At 29.5% G+C, this 24,984-nt stretch carries 19 protein-coding genes, 1 tRNA gene and 1 pseudogene; 10 read left to right on the top strand and 11 right to left on the bottom strand.

Features of this window, described 5'->3' with window-relative positions; all coding sequences use genetic code 11:
• The first annotated feature begins 9 nt into the window (after positions 1–9).
• Together L8X33_RS06630 and pbpC are read left to right on the top strand one after the other, a co-directional pair.
• Entirely contained in the window at positions 10–5,295 is a 5,286-nt protein-coding gene (locus L8X33_RS06630) for an Ig-like domain-containing alpha-2-macroglobulin family protein (RefSeq protein ID WP_263670291.1), read from the top strand.
• On the top strand, positions 5,292–7,496 hold the full coding sequence (pbpC, locus tag L8X33_RS06625; RefSeq protein ID WP_263670290.1) for a penicillin-binding protein 1C: 2,205 nt from the start codon (positions 5,292–5,294) through the stop codon (positions 7,494–7,496). Before L8X33_RS06630 ends, pbpC begins: the two co-directional genes overlap by 4 nt.
• 16 nt (positions 7,497–7,512) lie before the next feature.
• Here pbpC and L8X33_RS08795 read toward each other — a convergent pair.
• Positions 7,513–7,735 (bottom strand): annotated as a pseudogene (locus tag L8X33_RS08795) (hypothetical protein); the annotation flags it as partial.
• Between the two features lie 372 nt (positions 7,736–8,107).
• On the opposite strand from L8X33_RS08795, the gene L8X33_RS06615 reads away from it, so the two are divergent.
• Positions 8,108–8,614: a hypothetical protein gene (locus L8X33_RS06615; protein WP_263660654.1), complete on the top strand. Its 507-nt coding sequence runs from the start codon at positions 8,108–8,110 to the stop codon at positions 8,612–8,614.
• A gap of 112 nt (positions 8,615–8,726) precedes the next feature.
• Complete coding sequence (locus L8X33_RS06610) at positions 8,727–10,190, top strand: methyl-accepting chemotaxis protein (RefSeq protein ID WP_133319010.1); 1,464 nt, start codon at positions 8,727–8,729, stop codon at positions 10,188–10,190.
• Between the two features lie 25 nt (positions 10,191–10,215).
• Here the strand turns inward: L8X33_RS06610 and L8X33_RS06605 are convergent, their stop codons facing one another.
• Complete coding sequence (locus L8X33_RS06605) at positions 10,216–11,199, bottom strand: argininosuccinate synthase (protein WP_263670288.1); 984 nt, start codon at positions 11,197–11,199, stop codon at positions 10,216–10,218.
• Positions 11,200–11,264: 65 nt separating this feature from the next.
• Positions 11,265–13,052 carry a DNA primase gene (gene dnaG / locus L8X33_RS06600; RefSeq protein ID WP_263670287.1) on the bottom strand — a complete coding sequence of 596 codons (1,788 nt, stop codon included), beginning with the start codon at positions 13,050–13,052 and terminating at the stop codon, positions 11,265–11,267.
• 74 nt (positions 13,053–13,126) lie between these two features.
• On the opposite strand from dnaG, the gene L8X33_RS06595 reads away from it, so the two are divergent.
• From L8X33_RS06595 to L8X33_RS06570, 6 genes are read left to right on the top strand one after another with little or no spacing between them, the layout of a single operon-like run.
• Complete coding sequence (locus L8X33_RS06595; protein ID WP_133319007.1) at positions 13,127–14,089, top strand: hypothetical protein; 963 nt, start codon at positions 13,127–13,129, stop codon at positions 14,087–14,089.
• Positions 14,086–14,526: a ribonuclease HI gene (gene rnhA / locus L8X33_RS06590; RefSeq protein ID WP_263661619.1), complete on the top strand. Its 441-nt coding sequence runs from the start codon at positions 14,086–14,088 to the stop codon at positions 14,524–14,526. Before L8X33_RS06595 ends, rnhA begins: the two co-directional genes overlap by 4 nt.
• Positions 14,519–15,187, top strand: coding sequence for a ribonuclease III (gene rnc, locus L8X33_RS06585; protein WP_220566461.1), 669 nt, complete (start codon positions 14,519–14,521; stop codon positions 15,185–15,187). Before rnhA ends, rnc begins: the two co-directional genes overlap by 8 nt.
• Positions 15,184–16,272 carry a chorismate synthase gene (gene aroC / locus L8X33_RS06580; protein WP_263670285.1) on the top strand — a complete coding sequence of 363 codons (1,089 nt, stop codon included), beginning with the start codon at positions 15,184–15,186 and terminating at the stop codon, positions 16,270–16,272. Before rnc ends, aroC begins: the two co-directional genes overlap by 4 nt.
• Positions 16,273–16,326: 54 nt before the next feature.
• Complete coding sequence (locus L8X33_RS06575; protein ID WP_263670284.1) at positions 16,327–17,370, top strand: Cj0069 family protein; 1,044 nt, start codon at positions 16,327–16,329, stop codon at positions 17,368–17,370.
• A gap of 29 nt (positions 17,371–17,399) precedes the next feature.
• Entirely contained in the window at positions 17,400–18,026 is a 627-nt protein-coding gene (locus L8X33_RS06570; RefSeq protein WP_220566464.1) for a trimeric intracellular cation channel family protein, read from the top strand.
• Between the two features lie 190 nt (positions 18,027–18,216).
• Here L8X33_RS06570 and L8X33_RS06565 read toward each other — a convergent pair.
• From L8X33_RS06565 to L8X33_RS06530, 8 genes are all read right to left on the bottom strand, one after another.
• A tRNA-Glu gene (locus L8X33_RS06565) sits at positions 18,217–18,291 on the bottom strand.
• Positions 18,292–18,345: 54 nt separating this feature from the next.
• The gene (gene nhaA, locus L8X33_RS06560; protein ID WP_263660661.1) at positions 18,346–19,500 is read right to left on the bottom strand and encodes a Na+/H+ antiporter NhaA; all 1,155 of its coding nucleotides are present in this window, start codon (positions 19,498–19,500) and stop codon (positions 18,346–18,348) included.
• Entirely contained in the window at positions 19,497–20,657 is a 1,161-nt protein-coding gene (gene nhaA, locus L8X33_RS06555) for a Na+/H+ antiporter NhaA (protein WP_133319000.1), read from the bottom strand. The genes nhaA (L8X33_RS06560) and nhaA (L8X33_RS06555) overlap by 4 nt, the downstream gene beginning before the upstream one ends.
• An 85-nt stretch (positions 20,658–20,742) precedes the next feature.
• The gene (locus tag L8X33_RS06550) at positions 20,743–21,714 is read right to left on the bottom strand and encodes an iron-sulfur cluster assembly scaffold protein (protein WP_263670283.1); all 972 of its coding nucleotides are present in this window, start codon (positions 21,712–21,714) and stop codon (positions 20,743–20,745) included.
• A gap of 10 nt (positions 21,715–21,724) precedes the next feature.
• Positions 21,725–22,903 carry a NifS family cysteine desulfurase gene (locus L8X33_RS06545; RefSeq protein ID WP_263659576.1) on the bottom strand — a complete coding sequence of 393 codons (1,179 nt, stop codon included), beginning with the start codon at positions 22,901–22,903 and terminating at the stop codon, positions 21,725–21,727.
• A 126-nt stretch (positions 22,904–23,029) separates the two neighbouring features.
• Positions 23,030–24,175 carry a hypothetical protein gene (locus L8X33_RS06540; protein WP_133319187.1) on the bottom strand — a complete coding sequence of 382 codons (1,146 nt, stop codon included), beginning with the start codon at positions 24,173–24,175 and terminating at the stop codon, positions 23,030–23,032.
• A gap of 79 nt (positions 24,176–24,254) precedes the next feature.
• Positions 24,255–24,434: a putative motility protein gene (locus L8X33_RS06535; protein WP_133318997.1), complete on the bottom strand. Its 180-nt coding sequence runs from the start codon at positions 24,432–24,434 to the stop codon at positions 24,255–24,257.
• Between the two features lie 53 nt (positions 24,435–24,487).
• The gene (locus tag L8X33_RS06530; RefSeq protein WP_133318996.1) at positions 24,488–24,976 is read right to left on the bottom strand and encodes a hypothetical protein; all 489 of its coding nucleotides are present in this window, start codon (positions 24,974–24,976) and stop codon (positions 24,488–24,490) included.
• Positions 24,977–24,984: the final 8 nt, after the last annotated feature.

Here is a 24,984-nt window from a genome sequence, read left to right as displayed (position 1 = left end):
AGGATACCCATGAAAGGATTTTTACATTATTTTTTTATTTTTTTGCTTGCAAGCTTGTTGTTTGCATGTTCTAAAAATGAAGATAAGAATTCTATTATAAGATCTTATGGTTTTAATGAAAATACGCATAGTATTTTTATAGAATTTAATACCAATATCATTACAGAAAACATAGGTGTTGTAAAAGAAAGAGAAATTGTTATTAATAATCAAAAAATAAAAGCAAAGTATGAACTTGAAACTTCCACAAGATTAAACATATACACTTCTTTAAAAGCAAATCAAAATTATGATATTTTTATAGACTTAAGTGATATTGTAGCTGATGAAAAAATACAATTAAAAGTAAAAACTCCTTTTGAAAAACTAGATGTCAAAGGATATTTTCAAAATATATCAAATGATGAGAGTGTGTTGATTTTAAATGTTCAAAGTTTTTATGCTTTTGATAAAGATGAGTTGTTAAAAGCTGTAAAAATTAATGCACAAGAAAAAGAAATTCAAATAGATAAAATTATCATCCAAGATGATATAGCAAGTGTGTATTCTAAGCCATTAAAAATTAAAAATACAAACACTAATATAAAAGTAGTTTTTGATAAAGAAATTTTAGGTTTAGAGAAAAATATAGATTTAGAATATATTTTACTTGCAAAGAACGAATTTGTATTTCAAAATGCAAATATAATCAATAAAAACATAGAATTACTTTTTTCTCAAAGTATTTCGCAAGATCAAAATTTAAAAGAGTTGATTTTTATTACACCCAAAGTAGATTTTAAAGCATTGGTATTTGGGAATAAAATCAAGCTCACAGGAAATTTTACTCCAAATAAAACTTATGAAATTCAACTTGCTCAAGGGATTAAAAGCGCTGATGGAATTAGTACAAAAGAAAGCTATAAAACTCAAGTGAGCTTAAAAGACTATGAGCCTGCTATAAGTTTTACAAATCAAGGGGTATTTTTATCTAGCAAAGCGAGTAAAAAAATAGCTTTTAAAAGTTTAAATATTAAAAAGATCCATTTAGAAGTTCATCAGGTATTTTCAAATAATTTAAGTGAATATTTAAGATATAAAAATCTTCAAGGTGCTAAAAATTTAAGTGATTATGATAGCGATATTTTTTCAGAGAGTGATTATACTAGTGAAGTAGTATTAAAAAAAGACTTTGATATTAAAAATATTAAAAATCAATGGCAAGAAAATGAGATAGTTTTAGATGGTTTAAAAGATTTAAGTGGTGTGTTTATAGTCAAACTTTATTTTAAAGAAGAAGATATTGATTATGTTTTTGATGAGAGTATGGAGAGTTGGAAAAAGCAAAGATTTTTTGATCAAAAAGCAAAGATTAGTAAAAATTTGATTTTCTCAGATATAGCTTTAATTGCTCAAAATTTAAATAAAAAACTTTTTGTCGATGTAAGAGATTTTACCACACAAAAGGCTTTAGGTGGGGTTAGGGTTGATATAATTAGCAAAAGCAATCAAATTTTAGCTTCTAAGACAAGCGATGATAATGGTTTGGCTGTTTTTGATGATATTGATGAGTCAAGAGCTTTATTTATCATTGCTTCAAAAGATAAGCAAGCTTCTATTTTACGCTTAAGTTCGCCTTTATTATATGATGGTTTTGATGTAGACGGTTTAGAGCAAAATTCTCAAAACAAAGTGTTTATTTACACAGAAAGAGGGGTTTATAGACCAGGTGATGATATACATTTAACTATGGTTGCAAGAAATGATAAAGGAGCTGTTAATCACCCTATATTCTTGAGTTTTTTTGATCCACGCAACAAAAAGTTTTTAGATAAAATTAAACTTGATCCTTTGAGCAATGGAACTTTTTATAAAAAGATTTCACTTGATCAACAAGCTTTAAGTGGAGTGTATTTAGCTAGAGTAGAATTTGCAAATGCTATTTTTGATAAAGAAATTTTAGTGCAAAATATAGTGCCAAATCGTATAAAAGTATCTATACAAGCTCCAAAAAGTATAAAAGAAAATGAAAAATTAGATTTTAATATTAGCTCAAAATATCTTTTTGGAACACCAGCAAGTAATTTACAATATCAAGCTGATTTATTTGTAAGTAAAAAAGAATATAAAAATTCAAAATATCCAGAATATATTTTTTCAAATCCTAGTGTTTTAGTGCAAAAATATCAAGATAATTTAAAAGGCATTTTAGATGAAAGTGGCTTTGTAAAGCAAGAATTTGCTTTAAAAGATTTTTTTAAAAATACTCCATATAATCTTGAAGCTAACATAAGGGCTAGGGTTTTTGAAAAAGGTTCAAGATCGGTTGAAGCGCTTGTGAATTCACAAGTGATATTACATGAGTATTTTGTGGGTATTAAGCGTTTAAAAAATCACTATTTAAGCTCGGGTTCTACAATTAATTTTGAAGCTATTGTGAGTGATTTAGATGAGAATTTGATAGCAAATAGGGAGATTAAATATACTATTTATGCAAATGATTATTCTTGGTGGTGGGATTATGATAATTATGATGATTTTTTAAAATCACTCAAAAAAGATAAAAACACACAAATCATTACCCAAGGAACTATTTTAAGTAAAGATAAACCGGTTAAAATAGAATTTGATCCCAAAGAATACCATGGTGAAATGTTTATAGAGCTTGAAGATACACAAAGTAAAACAAGCGCAGGAGAGTTTTTTTATATTAGTAGTTTTGGTGCGCCAAGTAATGCTGATATAGTGAGTTCTTTAAAAATAAAAAGCGATAAAAAAGAATACAAACCAAACGAAACAGCTTTTATTGAATTTGAAAGTGTTAAGGGTGCAAAAGCCATCGTTACTTTAAATGATAATGTAAAGGTTTTAAAACGCTTTGTGATAGATACGCATGAAGATATTACAAAGGTTGAAATTCCTATTCTTAAAGAATATAAGCCAAATGTGTATGTGAGTGTGATTTTGCTTCAAGATTATAATCAATACACTAACGATAGAGCCTTAAGACTTTTTGGTGTAGTGCCTTTGAATGTAGTAGATGAACAAAGTAAAATCGAGCTTGATTTAAAAGTACCGGATAAAATCATGCCAAAACAAGATTTTGAAGTAGAAATTCAAAGTAAAAACAAGCAAAGTTATACTTATACCATAGCTATTGTAGATGAGGGTTTGCTTGATGTGAATGCTTTTAAAACTCCAGATATTTGGGGATATTTTTATCAAAAAATTCGCTTTAACATGAGCATATATGATACCTATGATAAAATCATTGCTAAAAATATTTCTAATGCTTCCAAGGTATTAACTACAGGTGGTGATGTTTTCTTAGAAAGTAGGGCAAATAAAAGTAAAAACGATGAAAAAGCAAGACGATTTAAACCTGTTGTGTTGTTTCAAGAGCCAGTACAAAGTGATGAAAATGGTTATGCAAAATTAAAATTTAATATGCCTTCGTATCTAGGTTCGGTTAGAGTTATGGTAGTGGCGAACAACTTAGCGGGTTTTGGCAGTGCTTCTAAAGATATCCAAGTTAGCGCACCTGCTGTAATGCTTGAAACTTTGCCAAGGGCTTTAAGGCTTGATGATGAGTTTAAGCTTTTGGTGCAGGTATTTAAAGTAGATGATGATGTAAAAAATGCAAAACTTAAACTAAAAACAAAAAATTCACTCATAAATTTTGAAAAAGATGAAATTTTAATTGATTTTGGTAATGAAAAAACAAAAGATATTTATATTAACACAAGAGTAAATTCAAGCAAGCTTGGGGTGGAAGAAATAGAGTTAAGTTTAAATGCAAAAGATTACACCTATACTCAAAATACTCAAATTGACATAAAAGCACTAAATACGATTACTTATGAGGGAAAATCTTTTAAAATTCCTGCAAATACTTCTATGGAGTTTAAAATCACACAAGATTATATCAATCCAGTGGCGTTTTTAAGTGTGAGTTCTAAGCCTATTTTAAATATAAATCATAGATTAAAATACTTGCAAAATTATCCTTATGGATGTATAGAGCAAAGTACTTCAGCAGTTTTACCGCAACTCTTTTTGCAAAAACTTGATCAAGGGGCAAATGAACAAAAAAATATTAACAATATCAATGTATTGTTAAGTAAATACGTAAATTTTCAAACCGCTAATGGTGGCTTTGCTTATTGGCAAGGACTTAAAGATTCTGATGCATGGGGAAGTAATTATGCGGGTATGTTTATGATTTTAGCCAAAGAAAGAGGCTATTATGTGAGCGAGGGAATGTTTAAAGCATGGCTTGATTATCAAAAACACTATGTTTTAAAAGCTCAAACAAATAAAGAAATTAGAATAAATTCTTTATATCTTTTAGCTTTAGCCAAAGATCCAAATTTAAGCATAATGAATGCTATTTATGAAGATAGTACTTATTTGCAAAGCTTAAACAATGTAAGTCTTTGGCAACTTAGTGCAGCTTATAAATTAGCAGGTTTTGATGAGGTAGCTTTAAATATAGCTAAAAATTTAAGCACAAAGCCTGATGAAAAAGCTAATTATACTCATACTTATGGATCTTTTCTAAGAGATGAAGCTATTATTGCAAATGCGTATAAAATAATTTATGGTAAAAATAATGATGAATTATTAGATGATATTAAAAAAACTTTAGAAAGCCAAGCTTGGCTTAGCACTCAAAGCACAGGCTATGCTTTATATGCTTTGGCAAATAGCTTTAGTGATGAAAATCCTAAAACTATCAATGCAAGTGTAAAAATTAATGGTGAGAGTAAAAAGCTCAATGCAAGTTTTTCTAAATTTGAGTTTAATCAAGGCAGCGCTTTGATAGAAGCTAAAGAAGATACTTATGTGCATTTTGGAGTAGAGGGAATTAAAAAAGGTATTGTCGAACCTTTTGCGCAGCGTATGTATATAGAAAGAAGTTTTTATGATGAAAATGGAAATGAAATAGATGAAAGTGCTATAAAAAGCTCTCAAATTTTTTATATGAAATTAAAAATATCAAATAAAAATTATCCGGGCACTTCTAATATAGCTTTAACTCAAATTTTACCAAGTGGATGGGAGATAGTACATGATCTTTTAGATGATGAAACTCCTGATTTTGTGAAAAATTCTTATTATGATTTTGTAGATATAAGAGATGATAAAATCATGTATTTCTTTCCTTTATACTCTGATGAGTCAAGAGAATTTTTTGTGAAATTAAGTGCTGTTACTCCAGGTGTTTATACTTTGAGTGGAGCTTATGCTGAAGCAATGTATGATAATGCTTATAGAGCTTTAAGTGAGAGTAAAAGAGTTAAAGTAGTGCAGTGAAAATCAAAATAAGCCTTGCAATATGCTTTTTAAGTCTATGTCTTTACATAGGCTTAATTTATTTTAGCTTTGATAGTAAGGATTTATTTAAATGCACTTATAGTAAGGTTTTGTTTGATAAAAATAAAGAAATTCTTAGTGTATTTTTAGATTCTAACGAACAATGGCATTTAGAGAGTGAGTTTATACCGCAAAAATTAAAAAGCGCAGTTCTTTTATATGAAGACAAAAATTTTTATTCTCATTATGGAGTAGATTTTTTAGCGATTATAAGGGCTTTTAAAAATAATATTTTTTCAAGTAAAAGAAGTGGCGCAAGTACAATTTCTATGCAAACAATCAAACTTCTAGAGCAAAACAAACGCACATATTTTAATAAATTTAATGAAATCATCAAAGCTTTTGCTTTAGAAAGCGCTTATGATAAGGAAGAAATTTTAAGACTTTATTTAAATAATGCTCCTTATGGAGGAAATTTAGTAGGTGTTGCAAGTGCGGGTTTATTTTATTTTGAAAAAGATTTAAAAGATCTTACTTGGAGTGAAGCAGCCTTGCTTGCTGTGTTTCCTAATAATCCAGGTTTAATTAATCTTGAAAAAAACAAAGATAGACTTTTAAAAAAACGCAATGCTTTGCTTGATAGGCTTTTTGAAAAGGGATATTTTTCTAAAGATATTTTAACTCTTGCAAAGGCTGAAAAACTTCCTAGCTTTAAAACAAGGAAAAACTTAGCTCCACATTTAGCGCGTAGGCTTTTAGCGGATAAAGAAAAAATCGTTTCTAGTATAGATAAAAAAATTCAAATTAAATTTGAAGAAAAAGCTAAAGAATATTCTTATAAACTACAACAAAAAGGCATAAAAAATCTAGCTATATTGTTAGCAGATACCAAAACAAATAAAGTTTTAGCTTATGTAGGCTCTAATGATTTTTATGATTTTGCAAGTTTTGGTCAAGTTGATGGGGTGATAGCAAAGCGTAGTGTGGGCTCAACCTTAAAACCTTTGCTTTTTGCTTTTGCCATAGATGAGGGACTTATAGTGCCTGAATCTTTAATGCTTGATGTACCTACATTTTTTTCTAACTTTGCTCCACAAAATGCAAATAAAAAATACCATGGTTTTATTAGCGCAAAAGAATCTTTGCAAAAATCACTTAATGTTCCTTTTGTAAGCTTACTTGCAGAATATGGGTATGAGAAGTTTTTTTATAAGCTCAAAGATATTTTAGATTTTGAAGATGAAAATTTTAAAAAATACGGACTTTCTTTGATTTTGGGCACAAAAGAATTTAGTTTAGAAGATATGGTAAAAATCTATCTAGGACTTGGAAATTATGGAAATTTTAAAGAGCTTTTATATGAAGAAAATGCATTTACTAAAGAAAATAAAAAGCTTATTAGTGATGGAGCAAGCTTTTTAACCTTACAAACCTTAAAGGATTTAGATAGAGCAGGTTTAAGACAATATGATTTTAATACTATTATTTCTTGGAAAACAGGCACAAGTTATGGTAGAAAAGATGCCTGGGCTATAGGAACTTCTCCAAAATACACTTTAGGAGTGTGGGTTGGAAATTTTAATGGCGAGGCAAATGTAAATTTATATGGTGTAAGCATAGCAGGGGAATTGTTTTTTGAACTTTTAGCCTTACTTGAGAGAGTTAATTTAGAATTTGAAAAACCTAATGATTTAGTTTCTATCAAAATTGAAAATCAAACAGGATATAGATATGATTATAAATTTGACTTTAAAGAAGTGCTTTACCCGCAAAGTGCAAATGTCTTAAGAACTTCACCATTTTTAAAAGAAGTTTTTATGTATAAAAATAAAGAAGTTGATTCTTTAGATGAAAATTTCATCCATGCAAAGAAAAAGATTATATTAAATTTACCTTCCAATGCACAAGCATTTTTTGCAAAAGAAAAGCAAAATTTACAAAGCTCTAATCAAAATTTAAAAATCATATATCCACTAAATAATCTTAATATCATTTTGCCAAAAGATTTAAAAAGTAAGCAAAAATTGTTAGTTAAACTTATAAACCCTAAAAAAGAAAAACTTTTTTGGTATTTAAATCAAGAATTGATTTTTGAAGGAAAAGAAGAAAGTTTATCTTTAGATTTAAAAAAAGGTAAATATGTTATTAATGTTATTAGTGAAAATGGTTCTAATGATTTTATAAAATTTAATATATTTTAATATTATAAAAATATTTTTAAACTTTAATATCTATAATTTTTGGAGTGATATTTTGAGAAAGAAATTGATTAAATTCTCCCACATCATCATTAAATTTCATACCAAAAAGAATTTCTAATTCTTCTCTTGTGCTAAATTTATTTTTTAAAAGTTTTTTATAAGTTCATTTTTTTTGCATTATCATCTTTGTAGGTTTCTTTGTTTTTACTTTCACCTTGTATAGTTTTGAAAGATTTTTCTTTGTCTTTTTCTAAAGTTTCCTGAGGTTCACTGATCTTTTTGCTAAAATCAACAAAGTATGTATTTTGAAGCTCAAGGTATTTTTCTTTAAACTCATCTATGCTTTTACTTGTGTGAAAAATTTTATCATAAGCTTCATCATAATCTATTCCATTTATGCTCAACCAACGAGGTAATTTGGCATTTTCATTCATCCATTTAAATAAATCTTCAACTTCTTTTCTTTGTAAAAACTACTCAATTCTTTAGCTTTAACTTGATAATTTTTATTGTTTATAAAATATTTAATATTTTAATAAATTTTAATTTTTATTTAATGAAAAGTTTTTATAATTATAAAAATTTATAATTTATTAACTAAAGGAGAAAAAATGCGTAATTGGAGTCTTGGTGCTAAAATAGTTGCAATAGCTATTATAACGGTTGTTTTAATCTTAAGTATTTTATCTTTTTTGATTATAAACAGATCCACAGCTATTTTAAATACACAAATAGAAAATACACTCACAGCTTCTGTGCATCGTTATGGAAATCAAGCTGAAGCGAGCATTAGGTCTTTATTCGTCAGTACTATTGGTACACAAAGAACTTTAAACAATCTTATTTCAGAAGGTGCTATAAACCCAAAAAGGATAGAAAATATCCTCGGAGAAGCCATTGACGCAAATGGAGATATAGCTTATGGTTATTATTATTTAAAAGACGGAACTGCATATAAAAATTTGGGTGTTGATGTAAAATATTTTTCAAATAATAATGAATTTATGGTGTTAATGAGAGATGTAGATATTAACAATGCTGGCGGTATGCAAACTTTAGCAGCAAGTGAAGAGATTGCTAAAACGAATGCTATAAAAAATTTGATGGGGGGGGGGTAAGTTATATTTTGGAGAACCAAGATGGTATAACATACATGGAAATAAATTTCTAGGTGTTCATGTAGCTGCGCCTATTGCAGATAAAAAAGGAAAGGCTATAGGTGTTGTTGGTATGCTTTTTGATCTTAAACCTACGGCTGATTTTTTAAATGATTCTTCAAGATCTATTTATCAAGGAGCAAGAAGGATTTTAATAGCAAGTAATGGTGTTATAGCTACGCATCCAAATGCTGAATTTGTTACAAAAAAGATTACAGAGGTTAATAAAAATACAGCTCATATAATAGAAGCACAAAAAACTATCCATGCAGGAGCTATTGATTATAAAGCAGATGATGGTAGTGAATATCATGGTGCTATAAGAGTATTTGAAATATGGCCAAATACAGGAATTTATTGGGCTATGTTGGCTATTGTCCCAAATGAATCTGTATATGCTTCTATTGTGGATTTAAGAAATATTATTTTGATTAATTCTATTATAGCGATAATTGTTATAGTAGTTGTGATTGGTACTTCAGTAAAAAGAATAGTTTCTATAAGAGTGCAAAGACTTCAAGATCATTTAATGAAATTTTTTAGATACTTAAATCATGAGCTTCCAACCGTTGAGGTTTTAATTCCTAGATATAATGATGAACTTGGAAAAATGGCATTAATGATTAATGATAATGTTCAATATATACATACTTGTTTAGAAAAAGATGACATAACTGTGCAAAATATCTTAGAAGTATCTTGTGATATAGAAAAAGGACATTTTACTCAAAGAATAAAAGCGAATCCTGTTAATCCAAAACTTGTGGAATTAAAAGAAGTATTAAATAAAATGCTTGATGATATGCAAATGAAAATTGGTAAAGATTTAAATGAAATAGAAAGAGTTTTTAAAAGTTTTAAAAATCTTGATTTTTCAGATAAGCTTGAGTATGCTGATGGTGAGATAGAAAAATCGCTTAATGCAGTCGGAGAAGAAATAAGAAAAATGCTTCAAGCTTCATTAAAACAAGGGGAAATGCTTCAAACTAAAGCTGATGCTTTAAAAGAAAGTGTTTTAAAGCTTAATGATGGCGCACAAAAACAAGCTGATTCTTTACAAGAAAGCGCAGCTGCTGTTGAAGAAATGAGTGCTTCTATGAACGCAGTAGCAGCAAGAACTGAAGAGGTTATTAAACAAAGTAGCGATATTAAAGATGTAACTGATGTTATTAGAGATATTGCTGATCAAATTAACCTACTTGCATTAAATGCAGCTATTGAAGCAGCTCGTGCAGGAGAACATGGTCGTGGCTTTGCTGTTGTTGCTGATGAAGTTAGAAATCTAGCAGAAAGAACTCAAAAGTCTTTAGGTGAGATTGAAGCTAATACTAATATCTTAGTTCAATCTATTAATGAAATGGGTGAGAGTATTAAAGAGCAAGCTTTAGGAATTTCACAAATTAATCAATCTGTTTCAGTAATAGATGGTTTAACTAAAGAAAACTCACAAATTGCACATGCAACTAATTCTGTAGCAAATGAAGTTGATTCTATGTCGGCTGATATTGTAGCAGAAGTTAGAAGAAAGAAATTCTAAAAAAACTACCCTTTTTAAGGGTAGTTTAATTTATAAAATACTCTTGAATTTTATTTTTATCTTCAAAAGCCATACTTTGGAAAATTTTATCTTTAAAACCTATTTTGTATTTTGTATTATTTTGAGTTTTAGCATAAGTTAGTGCTATGCTTAGAGCAAGTTCAAGATCTTGCGGATTGATATTTTCATCTACCAAAGAATAAGCACCGATTAAATCAAAGAGTTTTAATTCTTCATATTTTTTAGTTTTTAATTCTTTTAAAAATTGATTTTCTAGCTCATTTCTACCTACTATCATTTTAGAGCCATTTGGAAGTCTTAAGTGGCGTCCATATTTTAAAAGTTGAGCGTCATTAACTTGTATATTTTTATCAAATTTAATAAAATCTTTGATTTTATTTGAAAAACTCTCAAGTGTGAGCAAACATCCACCACCTGGACTTTCAAAATCTTCAAAACCAAATTTGGAAGCTAGTTCAAGTTGTCTTTTTCTACTTCTTCCGCTTATGTTTTCTAACTTTTCTCTATCAACCCAACCCTCACGCTCAGGTTTAGTTAAAGGTAAATTTTTAGCGCACATTGGACGCAAGATTAAATCTTCTTCATCAAGTGCTAGTTTTTTAACCTTGGCCATAGCATCATTTCTTTGACTCATAGGGCGTTGACCAACTACTTCTCCTGTGATGATAAAACTTGCATTTTCATCTTTTAACATAGAAAGAGCGGTTTTAAACATAAAAGCATGACAATCTATACAAGGGTTAAAATGTTTTCCATAACCATATTGAGGATTAAATAAAACTTCTTGCAAATATGCATTTTTTACATCTATCATTTCAAAACTAGCCCCTGCCATAGCAGCGCGTTTTGCCATGAGTTCGCTTTTATCGCTTGTGCCACCAAAGCCTATATTGATATTTAAAGCTTTTACCTCTATGCCTTGAGAGCTTATAAGCTTTATAGCAAGCATAGAATCAAGGCCACCACTAAAAAGTGCTAATGCTTTCATTTTTTCCTTTCGAAATTTTTGGTATATTGTAGTGAATATTTTTTAATTTTTATGTAAGTTTTTATTTAAAAAACTTCTTCTTCAAAGTTATAATGAATTGCTTTTTTATCTTTTATATTTTTTTGTAATCTACTTAAAAATAATTCTAAACTTCCCTCATCATCTAAAAATTGGACATTTTTTAAAACTTCCATTAAATGATTAAAAAAATTTTCATCATTTTGATAGTTTTTTTTGATTTTTTCTAAATTTTGATTGAGCAAATTATAAATTTGCTTTTTAAAGGCTTGTTTTAAATTTAAGTTTTTTAATTTGTTAAAATGAGCAAAATTAATTTTGCAAATAGCATATAAAAATTCTTCTAAATTGCTTAAAATTTTAATATTTTCGATCTCATAAAGTTCTCTTATGCTAGGATCATTAAAGTCTTTTTGTTCTAAAATAGCCTTAGCAATATCTTTATGTAAGAAATATTCTTTTGCGCTTAAAAGTTTAAAAAGTCCTATGGCTTTTTGATTTTCATATAAAAATTTCAAAAGTTCCAACTCGCTTATGTTGTTGATTTTATTTTGTTTTGTAGGAGTAAAAAAAATTATATTTTTTCTAGTATTTTTAGAAAGTTTTATATCATTAATATTTACACCCAAAAGATTTGCTACTAAGGTAGTGTAGGAATTTGCTATTAAAGGTTCAAGGTTAAAAGTATATTTTTGCACCTCTTCTAAAGCCTTTTGCTTACTAAGTGCTGAGCTTAAATCAAAATTTGTGATCAAATTTCTTATATAAAATTCTCCAAGTTCTATACCTTTTTCTAAAATATTAAAAAGCAATTTTTCTTGATGAGCGGCCACTAGTTCAGCCGGATCTTTCCCACCTTCTATTAAAACTACTTTTCCATCAATTTTTGCTAAACTTAGTAAATGTGCTGAACGCACGGCAGCATTAAGTCCTGCATTATCATTATCAAAGCACAAAATCACTCTTGCCTCTAATCTTTTTATCAAAGGTATGTGATTTTCACCTAAAGCTGTTCCTAAAACCGCTACAGCATTTTTAAATCCTGCCTTATGAAAGGCTATGGCGTCCATATAGCCTTCACAAATTATCATTTCTTTTTGTTTGTAAATGGTATCTTTTGCTAAATTGAGTGCATAAAAAACGCGTGATTTATCAAAAAGTTTGCTTTGAGGTGAATTAACATATTTTGCCATATTTGCTTCATCTAAAGTTCTACCACCAAAGCCTATGAGTAAATTTTTATGATCATAAATACTAAAAGTAATGCGGTTGATAAAACTTGCATAAGCACCATTTTCATTTTGTTTTATTGCGCCAACCTCTAAGGCTTCTTCTTGAGTGATTTGCTCATTTTGTAAAAGTCTTAGTGTTTCATTAGAACTTGGTGCAAAGCCTAGCTCAAAGGTTCTAATATCCTCATCATTTAAACCTCTTTTATAAAGATAAGTTAAAGCTTCTTTGTTTTTTGTTAAATTTTGTTTATAAAAAGCATTAAGAGTAGGTAAGATGTGAGTGATAGATTTTTTATTGTCTTGTTTTTGTGAGGTGTAAGTAAGTGAAAAATTACTCCACGAAGCAACCTTTTCTACCGCTTCAACAAAGTTTAATTTCTCATAATCCATTACAAATTTAAAAACATTGCCCCCAGCTTTACATGCAAAACAATGATAAAATCCTTTAATAGAATTAATATGCATGCTAGGATTTTTATCATCATGGAAAGGACAAACGCATACATAGCCTGAACCTTGTTTTTTTACTTCAACATAATGAGCTATAATATCAACAATATCTGTTTTTTGTAAAAGTTGTTCTATACTTGCTTGTTCTATCATATTTAAACCTTAAAGAAAATTATATAAGCATTTAGCTATAATTGTTATAAATTTGAAAGTTAAGTTGCAAGATTATGGATTTTTTCTTTGTAGAATACCGCGATCCTTTATTCGGTCTTATTGTTTTGACGGCTTTGATTTTTATCGTTGCTAGCTCACATTATATATGGCGGTTTTTTGCAAGCAAAGATCAAAAAAGCAAGCTTGATCGTTTTGTAAAAAAATTTGAAATCAATTCTACCCATCAGCAGATTTTAAAAAATGCCAATTTAAGTATAGAAAATTTAAATTTCCTAGCTCAAATTTTTACCAAAAGTGGTGAATTTGAAAAAGCTGTGGGAATTTATCTTATAGCTTTGCAAAAGACAAATGAGGCTAACCAAAAAGAATTTATCTTTTTTTCATTAGCACAAGTTTATCTAAAAGCAGGATTTTTAGAGCGTAGTGTAGAAGCTTTGTTAAATGCTTTAAAAATCAAAGCACGCAATAAAGAAAGCTTAAAACTTTTAAAAATTGTGTATTTAAAACTTAAAGATTATGATAAGGTTTTAGATGTTTTAGAATGTTTGTTTGAGCTTGGAGAAAATATATATGCAGAAAAAGCTTTGATAAAGGCTTTAAAAATTCAATCAAGTTCTAAAGAGCAAGAGCAAAAGATTAAAGAAATTTTAATTTTTAGCAAAGATAATGAGTATGTTTTAAGATTTTGTTTTTTACACTATAAAGATAAACTTACTCAAATGCCTAAATTTGAAAATGTTATTGATTTGCTTAATGAGTGCAAAAGCCCACTTAATCTTGAAGATGAAAAATACCATGAGTTTTTTTATGCAAAAAATTTAAGTACAAAATCTATTCCTATTAAAAATCATAAACTAAAAATTTTAAAAATTTTAAATGATAATAAGCTAAGTGCTAATCTTAGCTTTACTTATGTGTGTAATAATTGCAAAAATCAAAGTCCTTTGTTTTTTTATCATTGTCCATTTTGTTATGAATTTGGAAAATGTGAGATTTATTATGAGGTAAAAGCTTGAAAAATATTGAAATTTATACAGACGGCTCGTGTTTAAATAACCCTGGTTTTGGAGGGTGGGCTTATGTTTTAACTTATAAAAATCATCAAAAAGAACAAAGTGGGGCATGTGAGAATACAACAAATAATCGTATGGAGTTAATGGCCATTATACAAGCTTTGAAAGCTTTAAAAGAGCCATGCGAGGTAAAATTATACACAGATTCAAATTTAATGGTGCAAAGTATTAATGAATGGCTTGAAGGTTGGATAAAAAAAGATTTTAAAGGTAAAAAAAATATTGATCTTTGGAAAGAGTATTTAAATGTTGCTAAAGATCATAAAATAACTGCTTTTTGGATCAAAGCACACAATGGCCATGAATTAAATGAGCGTTGTGATGAGCTAGCAAGAAATGCAGCCTTAAAGCTCCAAGAAGAAAGGTCAATAAATGCTTAAAAAACTCCAAGAAAGATTAAGTTATCATTTTAAAAATGAGCAATTGCTCATCGAAGCTTTGACACATAAAAGCTATAAAAAGCCTTATAATAACGAAAGATTAGAATTTTTGGGTGATGCTGTAATGGATTTAGTAGTAGGGGAGTTTTTGTTTTTTAAATTCCAAAAAGACTCAGAAGGAAACCTTTCTAAGCTTAGGGCAGCTTTGGTAAATGAAAAATCTTTTGCAACCTTAGCACAAAAACTTGATCTTGGAGCATGTATTTTTATGTCTATTGCAGAAGAAAATAATGATGGACGCAATAAACCTTCTATACTTTCTGATGCCTTTGAAGCTTTAATGGGAGCTTTGTATTTGGAAATAGGTTTTGAAAAAACTAAAAACATAGCATTAAATTTACTCAATGAAGTTTATCCACATATTGATACACAAAGTTTATTTAAAGACTATAAAACAAGACTTCAAGAAATTACACAAGCAAATATGGCAGGCACACCTGAGTATGTAGTGATGAAAGCTTTTGGACCTGATCATAAAAAGCAATTTGAAATTGCAGTAAAAATTCAAGGTATAGAAGTAGCAAGATCTATAGCAGGTAGTAAAAAAGAAGCCCAACAACAATGTGCCAAAATAGCACTTGAAAAATTAGGAAAACTATGAATAGCTTTGGAAAAAGATTTAAATTTACAAGCTTTGGCGAATCTCATGGTCAAGCTATGGGTTGTGTGATAGATGGTATGCCAGCAGGGGTGAAGTTTGACTTTGATTTTTTGCAAGAAATGCTAGATAAAAGAAAACCAGGTCAAAATAAATTTAGCACTCCTAGAAAAGAAGAAGATAAAGCTCAAGTTTTAAGCGGGGTTTTTGAGGGTTATACAACAGGAACTCCTATAAGTGTATTGGTGTATAATGAAAATACACGCTCAAAAGATTATGAAAAAGATGTGTTTCGTCCTGCACATGCTGATTTTACTTATTATCACAAATACGGCATTAGAGATTATAGAGGTGGTGGAAGAGCTAGCGCTAGAGAAAGTGTAACAAGAGTGGCAGCAGGGGCGTTAGCTTGTATGCTTTTAAAAGAGTTTGATATAGAAATAATGAGTGGAGTTTTTGGGGTAGGAAGTATTGATAGCAAACTTAGTAATGATGAGTTCGATTTTAATTATGCTAAAAATAGTGAAATTTATGCTTTAGATAAAAATTTAGAGCAAAGTTTTAAAGATGAAATTTTAAAAGCTAAAAAAGCTAAAAACAGCATAGGCGCTAGAGTTTTTACTAGAGTGAAAAACCCTATTAAAGGCTTAGGTGAGCCTTTGTATGATAAGCTTGATTCTAAACTTGCTCATGCGATTATGGGTGTAAATGCAGTTAAGGCTGTAGAAATAGGAAGTGGCATTCAAAGCAGTTATATGTATGGAAGCGAAAATAATGATGAGCTAAAAGATGGAGTATTTTTAAGCAATCATAGCGGAGGTATATTGGGTGGAATTTCTAATGGAAATTTTATCGATATAAAAACATATTTTAAACCAACTCCTTCTATATTTTTACCCCAACAAACACAAAATATTCAAGGAGAAAATATTATACACGAGTTACAAGGTAGACACGATCCTTGTGTGGGTATAAGAGGCAGTGTTGTAGTAAATGCTATGGTAGCTATATGCATGGCCGATGCTTTACTTTTAAATGCAAGTTCAAATTTGCAAAATTTACAATGTATTTATGGAAAAAATAAATAAAAATTTAATACTTATTTTGATATGATGATAAAATATCTTTAAAAAGGGAGCAATATGAAAAAAAATATCGTATTTTTTGAAGTTAGAGGTGGTAGCGATAAAGGTAAAGATGGCCATAGAAAAGACACCATGCCTATGGTAAATGCTTTAAAAGAGCAAGGTTGGAACGCTGAGGTTATCTTTTTTGAAGTTGAAAAAAAAGACGAAATTTATGAATATGTAAAAAACAATGCTGATGCTTATGTTTCTAGAATTAACCCAGGAAATTTAAAAGAAGAAAATGAATACTTTGATATGTTAAGAAAACTTTGTGCAAATGGTGTTATAGGTATGCCTCATCCTGATGCGATGATAGGATATGGCGCTAAAGATGCACTTACTAAGCTTAATAAAACAGCTTTAGTGCCTGAAGATACTTATGCGTATTATGATATTAAAACTTTTAAAGAAAGTTTTGTAAAAACCTTAGCAAAAGGCGAGAGGGTTTTGAAGCAAAATCGTGGTTCAACAGGTGAGGGAATTTGGCGTGTGAGATTAATAGATGAACTGCCAGCAGGGACTACAAGTGTGCCATTAAATGCAAAAATCAAATGCACAGAAGCAAAAGACAATCATACAGAAGAAAGAGAGCTTGGTGAATTTATGGATTTTTGTGAGCAATACATTGTGGGTGATAATGGTATGCTTGTAGATATGACTTTCTTACCGCGTATTAAAGAAGGTGAAATTAGAATTTTAATGCTTTATCATACTCCAATTTATGTAGTGCATAAAAAGCCTGCAGAAGGTGCTGATGCATTCTCTGCTACACTTTTTTCAGGTGCAAAGTATAGATATGACGAGCCAAAAGATTGGCAAGAATTGGTAGATTGGTTTTTAGCAACCTTACCTGAAATTCGTTCAAAGCTTGGAAATTACGATATTCCTTTAATTTGGACTGCCGATTTTATCTTAGATACAGATGAAAATGGTAAAGATAAATATGTTTTAGGTGAGATTAACTGCTCTTGCGTAGGATTTACTTCTCCTGCTGAATTTGTTGAGCCTATTGCTAAAAAAGTAGCTCAAAATATCATTAATATCGTGAGTAAAAATTAACCCTTGTTTAACAAGGGTTTTAACTCATTATGCTTTTAACTATACTTTATATTATCGGAATTACTGTTGATGCAATGACGGGGGCTATTGCTGCAGGACGGCACAAAATGGATCTTTTTGGAGTGATATTTATAGCTTTGGTAACAGCTATTGGTGGAGGTTCTATTAGAGATATTTTACTTGATCATCATCCGCTAACTTGGATTAAAACTCCTGAATATGTCATTTTGATTTGTGTTGCGGCTATGATTACAACAAAAATTGCTAAATATGTTATAAGACTTGAAAAACTTTTTTTAATTTTAGATGCTATAGGTTTGGTTGTTTTTAGTGTTTTAGGCGCACAAATTGCAATAGAAATGGGGTATGGTTTTATAGTGGCTGTGAGTTCAGCTGTGATTACAGGTGTATTTGGCGGGATATTAAGAGATATATTATGTGCTAGGATACCACTTGTATTTCAAAAAGAAATTTATGCAGGTGTGGCCATATTAACAGGAGCTTTGTATTATATATTGCATATTTTAGGCATAGATGAATTATGGGTAATTCTTGCTTCATTGATTGTAGGAACTATAGCAAGACTTTTAGCGATACATTATGGTTTAAGTTTGCCTATATTTTCTTTTAAGGATGGAGAAAATAAAGAAAGCTAATTTTATTTTTTAGATTTTAAAATGCAAGTTTTGTTATTTATAATGTTTTTATAAAATCCCTGCGAGCTTTGCTAGTAAGCAATATTTATTTATATTTTATTTTAGAATATTTATTTGATATATTAAATTTATATTAAGCTTAAATATTGAAACTATTGTTTATGCTATTTTTATTTAGGAGTTAAAAGAGTGGTGACCCATACGAGACTCGAACTCGTGTTACCGCCGTGAAAGGGCGATGTCCTAACCGCTAGACGAATGGGCCAAAACATTAAATAAGAAATGAAATTATATCTTATTTAATTTAAAAAAAGCTTAATTATTTAATAAAACGCAGGTAAAAATAGCCAAATACACCAGAAGCTAATGAGGCTAGTAAGATTGCAAAGTTATCTACAAAATTAAATATATCACTCACTTCATAAGCAAGAGCATCTATAAAAAAGCTCATGGTAAAACCTATACCTGTGAGTATGCAAACTCCATAGAGTTGTTTAAAATTTGCATCTTTTGGTAGTTTTGCAAGTTTGAATTTAATCGCCATATAGGCAAAGCCAAATACACCTAGTTGTTTTCCAACAAAAAGTCCCAAAAATATACCCATGCTTACACCACTAAAAAGCATATGAAATTCTATTTTAGAAAGATCAACTCCTGCGTTTGCAAAAGCAAAAAGTGGCAATATTATAAAAGCTATCCAAAATTTTAACCCATGCTCAATTTCTTCTAATAAAGCATGATTGTTTTTTGTATATACAGGAATGAATAAAGCAGTAATAATACCTGCTAAAGTCGCATGTACTCCGCTTTTTAATACACTAAGCCAAAGCAGAGCACCAAGTATATAATAAAATGATTTTCTTTCATTACCTAAGCGATTAAGTAAAAACAAGCCAACAATGCAGCAAAAGGCAACAAAAAAAGCCAAAGTTGAAAGCTCACCTGTATAAAAAATAGCAATGATTAAAATAGCTCCTACATCATCAAAAATCGCCAAAGAAACTAAAAATATTTTTAAAGAGCTTGGTATGCGTTGTTTTAGCATTGCAAGTATAACTAGAGCAAATGCAGTGTCAGTTGCTGTTGGTATAGCCCAACCTTTTAAAACATAAGTATCATTAAAATTAATAGCACAAAATATCAAAGCAGGTACTACTATACCACCTATAGCAGCTATTAAGGGTAGAGTAATATTGCTAAGAGTTTTAAATTCTCCTTGAACAAATTCTTTTTTTAATTCAAGTCCTATTGCAAAGAAAAAAATTGCAATCAGCCCATCATTAATCCATAACAAAGAAGGTTTAAAAAGCTCCCAAGCTCCTATTTTTATACCCATTTCTACACTTAAAAAATTCATATAGTGTTGTCCATAAGGGCTATTTTTGAGTAATAAAGCAAAGATTGTTGCTATTAAAAGCAACAATCCTCCTAAAATTTCAAGAGATAAAAAGCTTTGGAGGTTTTTAAATTTCATTTTTTGAAACTATAAATGAGTTTTAAATAAACATAGCCAATCACAGCGCTTAACAAAGAGGCTATTAAAATAGCAAGCTTATCTGAATATGCAAAAATATCACTATTTTGATAAGCTAAGCCATCTATAAAAAAGCTCATGGTAAAACCTATACCTGTGAGTATGCAAACTCCATAGAGTTGTTTGAAATTAACATTTTGTGGAAGTTTTGCTAAGCCTAGTTTTATACTAATATATGAAAATAAAAAGACACCTATTTGTTTTCCTAAAAATAAACCTAAAATAATACCTAAGCTAACCGAAGAAAACATAAAGCTTGGATCCATATCTTTTAAATCAACACCTGCATTTGCAAAGGCAAAAATAGGTAAAATAAAATAACTTACCCAAGGTGCTAAATCATGTTCGATTTCTTTTAAAAAAGATTTTCCATTTTTTGTTTCAAGTGGTATAAACAAAGCAGTAATCACACCCGCTAAAGTTGCATGCACTCCACTTTTTAGCATGCTTATCCAAAATACTATAGCTATAATGATATAAAAGGATTTTTTAGTAACATGAAAATGATTTAATAAATAAAGTGCTAATATACATACCAAAGCAGCGATCATAGCAAATACTGAAAGCTCGCTTGTGTAAAATAAAGCAATCACAATAATCGCACCCAAATCATCAAAAATAGCCAAGGAAAGCAAGAATAATTTTAATGAAGTAGGTACTTTTTTACCTAAAAGCATTAAAATTCCTACTGCAAAAGCCACATCAGTTGCTGTTGGTATAGCCCAACCTTGCAAAGCAAAAGCATCTTTATAATTAAAAAATGCAAAAATCAATGCAGGTACTATCATACCACCAAGTGCAGCAAATACAGGTAAAGACATAGCTTTTATACTATTTAGCTGTCCTCTTGTTACTTCATACTTTAATTCAAGCCCTATGGCAAAGAAAAAAATCGCAATAAGTCCATCATTAATCCATAAAAGCAAAGGTTTGAAAATTTCTAAACTTCCTGCTTGAAACCCAAAAGGAATATTTAAAAAGTTAGTGTATTGATCTGTTAAAGAGCTGTTTTGTAAAATTAATGCAAGTAAAGTGAAAAATATTAGCAAAACACCCGGAAAAGTTTCGCTTTTAACAAAGGTTTGAAGTCTTTGCATATAAATAGCCTTTTTAAATTTTTAATTAATGCGTTATTTTAACATAAAAAGGCTTGAAATTTAAAAGTTTAAGCAGAAAAACTGCTTAAACAGGTATAACGCGTATATTTGGACTAAGTTCTTCTTGTAAGATATTTTCTATGGCATATAAAGTTGCGCCACTTCCGCTTGAGCAACCACTGCAAGCTCCAAGATAGCGTATATATACATCTATATTTTTACTTTCACTTTTTTGTATATCAATTACTTCCAAATCCCCACCATCTCCGTGTAGCATCGGACGCACATCGCTATCTAAAACAGCCTCTACTGCTTTTAATTGTTTAACCATGGTCATATCATCAAAAGCAATATCTGCTTTACTTTGATCTTTTAATCTCTCTCTATCCATTTCAGCTCTAGTTTCAGCTAAAATATCTACAAGGTAATAATCTTTTTTCTCATGTCCTCCAGGTTTAACACAAGATTTACAAAAAGCTCCTGCTTTTGTAAATTGTGTGATTTCTTCTACTGTATGTAAATCATTTAGTTTAATTACCTCTTTGATAGTTCCAAGGCTTACCCTAGCACATTCACAAACTATAATTTGATCTTCAAAGTCTTCAGGATTGATTCCTTTATAATGTGCTGCTGCTTGTTTGATAACATCATAAGCCATAACCGAACAATGCATTTTTTGAGGTGGAACCGCAGGAGTTTGCGGATTATCTCTCATAGCAAATTCAACATCTAAATTTGTAATTTTAACAGCTTCATCCACGGTTTTACCTATGCAAAGATCAACCATAGTATCACTACTTGCTATTGCTGTTCCACAGCCAAAGCTTTTAAATTTAGCATCAATGATTTTATCTGTTTTTTCATCCACTAGCCAATAAAGTCTAACTGCATCACCACAGCTTTCAGCTCCAAAATCTGCAATAATAAGTTTTGCATTTGCTTTTTGTGCATCTTCTTGTGTAAATTCGCCCATATGTTGAGGGTTATTCATTCTATCTTGTACTTTTTGAGAATACTCATCCCAAATAGATCCGCCAATTAAATTATTTTTTGCCATTTTTTATCCTTTAAATATTTTCAGGCTTATACGCATAAGTACTTGAGATTGCTCTAAGTCTTTGCGTTGCTTTTTTTATCTGCTCTGCTGTATAATCAATTTCATCTTCTGTGTTAAATCTAGATAAAGAAAGTCTTAGGGCAGTATGAGCTAAATCATTTTCAGCACCAATTGCTTCCATGATAGGGTTGCTCTCAAGTGCTTCACTAGCGCAGGCTGATCCAGTGCTTGCTGCTATGCCATTTTTATTTAAATCCCAAAGCATAGCTTCACCTTCTACGCCTTTAATGCTTGCTAAAATTGTATTTGGAACTCTTCTTGATCTATCTCCAACTACGCTTGTATCAGGCATTGCTAAAATTAAATCTTCTAGTTTGTCTCTTAATCTTCTAATGTGTGAATTTTCAAAGTCAAGCATAGTATTTGCAATTCTTAAAGCTTCTGCCATTGCTATAATATATGGCACATTTAAAGTTCCACTTCTTCTGCCACCCATATGCTCACCACCATGTAAAAGTGGAGTTAGTTCTATATCTTTTTTAATATAAAGCCCACCAACTCCTTTTGGACCATGGAATTTATGTGCAGAAAATGAAGCAAAATCAACTCCAGCTTTTGCAAAATTAACTTTGATTTTCCCAACAGCTTGGGTTGCATCAGTATGGAATAACGCTCCGTATTCATGAGTAATTTGAGCCATTTCTTCTATAGGAAAAATCATACCAGTTTCATTATTTGCCCACATAATACTCACTAGGGCAGTTTTATCTGAAATAACTTCTTTTAAATCTTTTACGCTAGAAACACCCTCATAATCAACACCAAGTTCTATAACTTTTACCCCTAAAGATTTTAAAAACATAGCACTAGCAGCTACTGCGGGATGTTCCACGCTAGAAATAATTACTTCATTTCTATCGTTATTTAAAATTTTATCAAAATACACACCTTTTAACACCCAATTGATACTTTCTGTAGCACAGGAAGTGATAATAATATCATCTAAATCACTTGCTCCTACACCTATATAAAGTTTATCCATAGCTTCTTTTAAGGCAGGATGGGTTGCACTACCCCATTGATGAAGGCTATTTGGGTTTCCAAAATGCTCTTTTAAAAAAGGCTTCATAAGCTCGTAAGCTTCTGGTGCAAGTTGTGTTGTTGCGTTGTTATCTAAATATACTTTCAAATTATACTCCTTTAATTAGGATAATTTTTATCTTTTTTGTTAATATACACTAAAATATTAAATTTAATATTAAATCAAGTAAGTTTTTAACTTGTGTAATAATTTACATTATTATTTTAGCACAAGTTAAGCCATAGCATTTAAATAAGAATGTAAAATTTTGTTAATACTAGCTTGTTTTTTTCTATTTTCTAAAAATTGAGTATCTAAAAGTTCTTTTTGAGTATTGATTTTTTCAAGATCAATATTAGGATTGTTTTGATTGAATTCTTCTTTTAAAACTTCAATTTCTTTACTAACTTGCTCGCTATAAAGACTATAAATAGAACTTGAATTGGCAAATTCTTTCATGTTAATGCTATGTTGATAGTTAATATATTGTTGAAAGAAAACTGAAAGCTTATCTTCTGAAGTGTTGTTTTTATCTACTCCATTGATATATAAATATAAATCAAAACTCATTTTTTCTTTGTTGTTTTCATTAATATAATCTTGCATACTCATTTGACCTCTCATGAGTTTTTGAAAATTTACACTAGAGGACATATCCAACTCAATAGGCGATAGAAAAAAATTAGCTTTATTGTGATTTTGTTCTTTTAAATCATGATAAATATAATTGAGCAGCAATCCACTTTTAGAAACCTCCCCTTGTTTATTTAAATAAGGTTTGATAACAGGATTACTAGCTGTATTTTCTATGCTTGCGTTAAACGCAAAATCACCTATTTTATTATCAAGCATTAAGGTGTTTAAATTTTTATTTGATTCTTTTGCATTTTGTAAATTTTTAGCATTTTCATAAACTTTTAAAATTTTACCCTCATAAGTATAACTATAACCTTGATTTAACTCTGAAATTTGAGCTTTACTTAAAAAATCATTGTCATTGTTTTGAAACTGTGGATTTATAGTTTTTAATGTGTTGTGATAAGTGTTTAAAAGTCTTGGTAAATCTATTTTGTTATAATTTAAATTCTCATCAAGCTTTATAAGTTGTTTTGAAATTTCTCTTATACTTTTTATATTAATATCATAATCAAGAGGCAAAGCAGCTGCTTTATTAAGATCTTTTTCAAAAAAACCTTGCTCATTGATTCTAAAACCAAATTCACTTGCATAAGTAATTTTATAGTCCAAATTAGAACCATTGATATCAAGTAAATCACTTTTAATATTAGTATTTTCTTTTTTTTCTTCTATGTGTCCAGTTTTTGCAAAAGGATAATTTGCAAAATTCTGATACGGATTAACATTAGAATTTACAAACATAACTCTTCTCTTCAAAAATATTGCTTAACTTTTAAAAAGCAAAAGCTATGCCAAAATTTTTGAATTGAAGAGAAAAATTTTAAGCGTAAATGTCAAGTAATCCTGAACTAGCAGTAGGAGTAGTAGTTGGAGCAGGGTTTGCATTTACGCCTTCAAGTACTTGCATTACTGCATTTTCATTAACTTCTATGGTTTTTTTCATCATAGTAGTTGCAATGTTAAGCATTAAGTTTGCTTGATTGTTTGTAACTTCGCCCATAACATACTCCTTTTGTTTGGATCAAAGGTATTATCGGCAAAGTTTGGTAAATATTAAGCTATATTATAAATTTTTGATAAGTAATGATTGTGGGTGTTTTCTTTTGCTTCAAGCATATCGATATAATTTTTAAATTCATCCATATCTTTAAAAAGATTTTTCATTGTAGTGCTAATTTCATTAGAAAAATTTTGAAGATTATTTTGGGCTTTTAAATATCTTTCGATTTGATAAATTCTCGCCACTTCTCTTTCATATTCATCTTGAGTCATTCTTTTTGCACTGAATTCTTCATTTAGAACTTTTTTATTATTAATAATAAAAGATTTTTTTTGATTATTGATTTTAAATTCGATTATAAAATCTTCTTTTGAAGCGATAATTTTTAAATATTTTAATTTTGCTTTATCTTCTAGTAAAACAAAACTTATGCATTCTAAAAACATATGTGTAAAAATTTCTCTTTCAAAAATATTTTGACAAATATCGGTATATTTTAAACCTAAGCTTTGTTGATGATCTAAAAATGCTATATTTGACATGATCTATC

It is taken from the genome of Campylobacter sp. CNRCH_2014_2849, from assembly GCF_025772845.1.
GTDB classification, from domain to species: domain Bacteria; phylum Campylobacterota; class Campylobacteria; order Campylobacterales; family Campylobacteraceae; genus Campylobacter_D; species Campylobacter_D lari_D.
Note: the sequence above shows the minus strand (reverse complement) of the source record. Positions and strands in the feature narration are given on the sequence as shown.

Bases quoted from the DNA above. Each gene is read 5' to 3' on its own strand.
- nhaA (WP_263660661.1), bottom strand. From the start codon at position 19,500: ATGAAATTTAAAAACCTCCAAAGCTTTTTATCTCTTGAAATTTTAGGA.
- nhaA (WP_133319000.1), bottom strand. From the start codon at position 20,657: ATGCAAAGACTTCAAACCTTTGTTAAAAGCGAAACTTTTCCGGGTGTT.
- L8X33_RS06610 (WP_133319010.1), top strand. From the start codon at position 8,727: ATGCTTTTTGATCTTAAACCTACGGCTGATTTTTTAAATGATTCTTCA.
- dnaG (WP_263670287.1), bottom strand. From the start codon at position 13,052: ATGATAGAACAAGCAAGTATAGAACAACTTTTACAAAAAACAGATATT.
- aroC (WP_263670285.1), top strand. From the start codon at position 15,184: ATGAATAGCTTTGGAAAAAGATTTAAATTTACAAGCTTTGGCGAATCT.
- rnc (WP_220566461.1), top strand. From the start codon at position 14,519: ATGCTTAAAAAACTCCAAGAAAGATTAAGTTATCATTTTAAAAATGAG.
- L8X33_RS06595 (WP_133319007.1), top strand. From the start codon at position 13,127: ATGGATTTTTTCTTTGTAGAATACCGCGATCCTTTATTCGGTCTTATT.
- L8X33_RS06615 (WP_263660654.1), top strand. From the start codon at position 8,108: ATGCGTAATTGGAGTCTTGGTGCTAAAATAGTTGCAATAGCTATTATA.
- L8X33_RS06530 (WP_133318996.1), bottom strand. From the start codon at position 24,976: ATGTCAAATATAGCATTTTTAGATCATCAACAAAGCTTAGGTTTAAAA.
- L8X33_RS06535 (WP_133318997.1), bottom strand. From the start codon at position 24,434: ATGGGCGAAGTTACAAACAATCAAGCAAACTTAATGCTTAACATTGCA.
- L8X33_RS06630 (WP_263670291.1), top strand. From the start codon at position 10: ATGAAAGGATTTTTACATTATTTTTTTATTTTTTTGCTTGCAAGCTTG.
- L8X33_RS06540 (WP_133319187.1), bottom strand. From the start codon at position 24,175: ATGTTTGTAAATTCTAATGTTAATCCGTATCAGAATTTTGCAAATTAT.
- L8X33_RS06550 (WP_263670283.1), bottom strand. From the start codon at position 21,714: ATGGCAAAAAATAATTTAATTGGCGGATCTATTTGGGATGAGTATTCT.
- L8X33_RS06575 (WP_263670284.1), top strand. From the start codon at position 16,327: ATGAAAAAAAATATCGTATTTTTTGAAGTTAGAGGTGGTAGCGATAAA.
- L8X33_RS06605 (WP_263670288.1), bottom strand. From the start codon at position 11,199: ATGAAAGCATTAGCACTTTTTAGTGGTGGCCTTGATTCTATGCTTGCT.
- L8X33_RS06570 (WP_220566464.1), top strand. From the start codon at position 17,400: ATGCTTTTAACTATACTTTATATTATCGGAATTACTGTTGATGCAATG.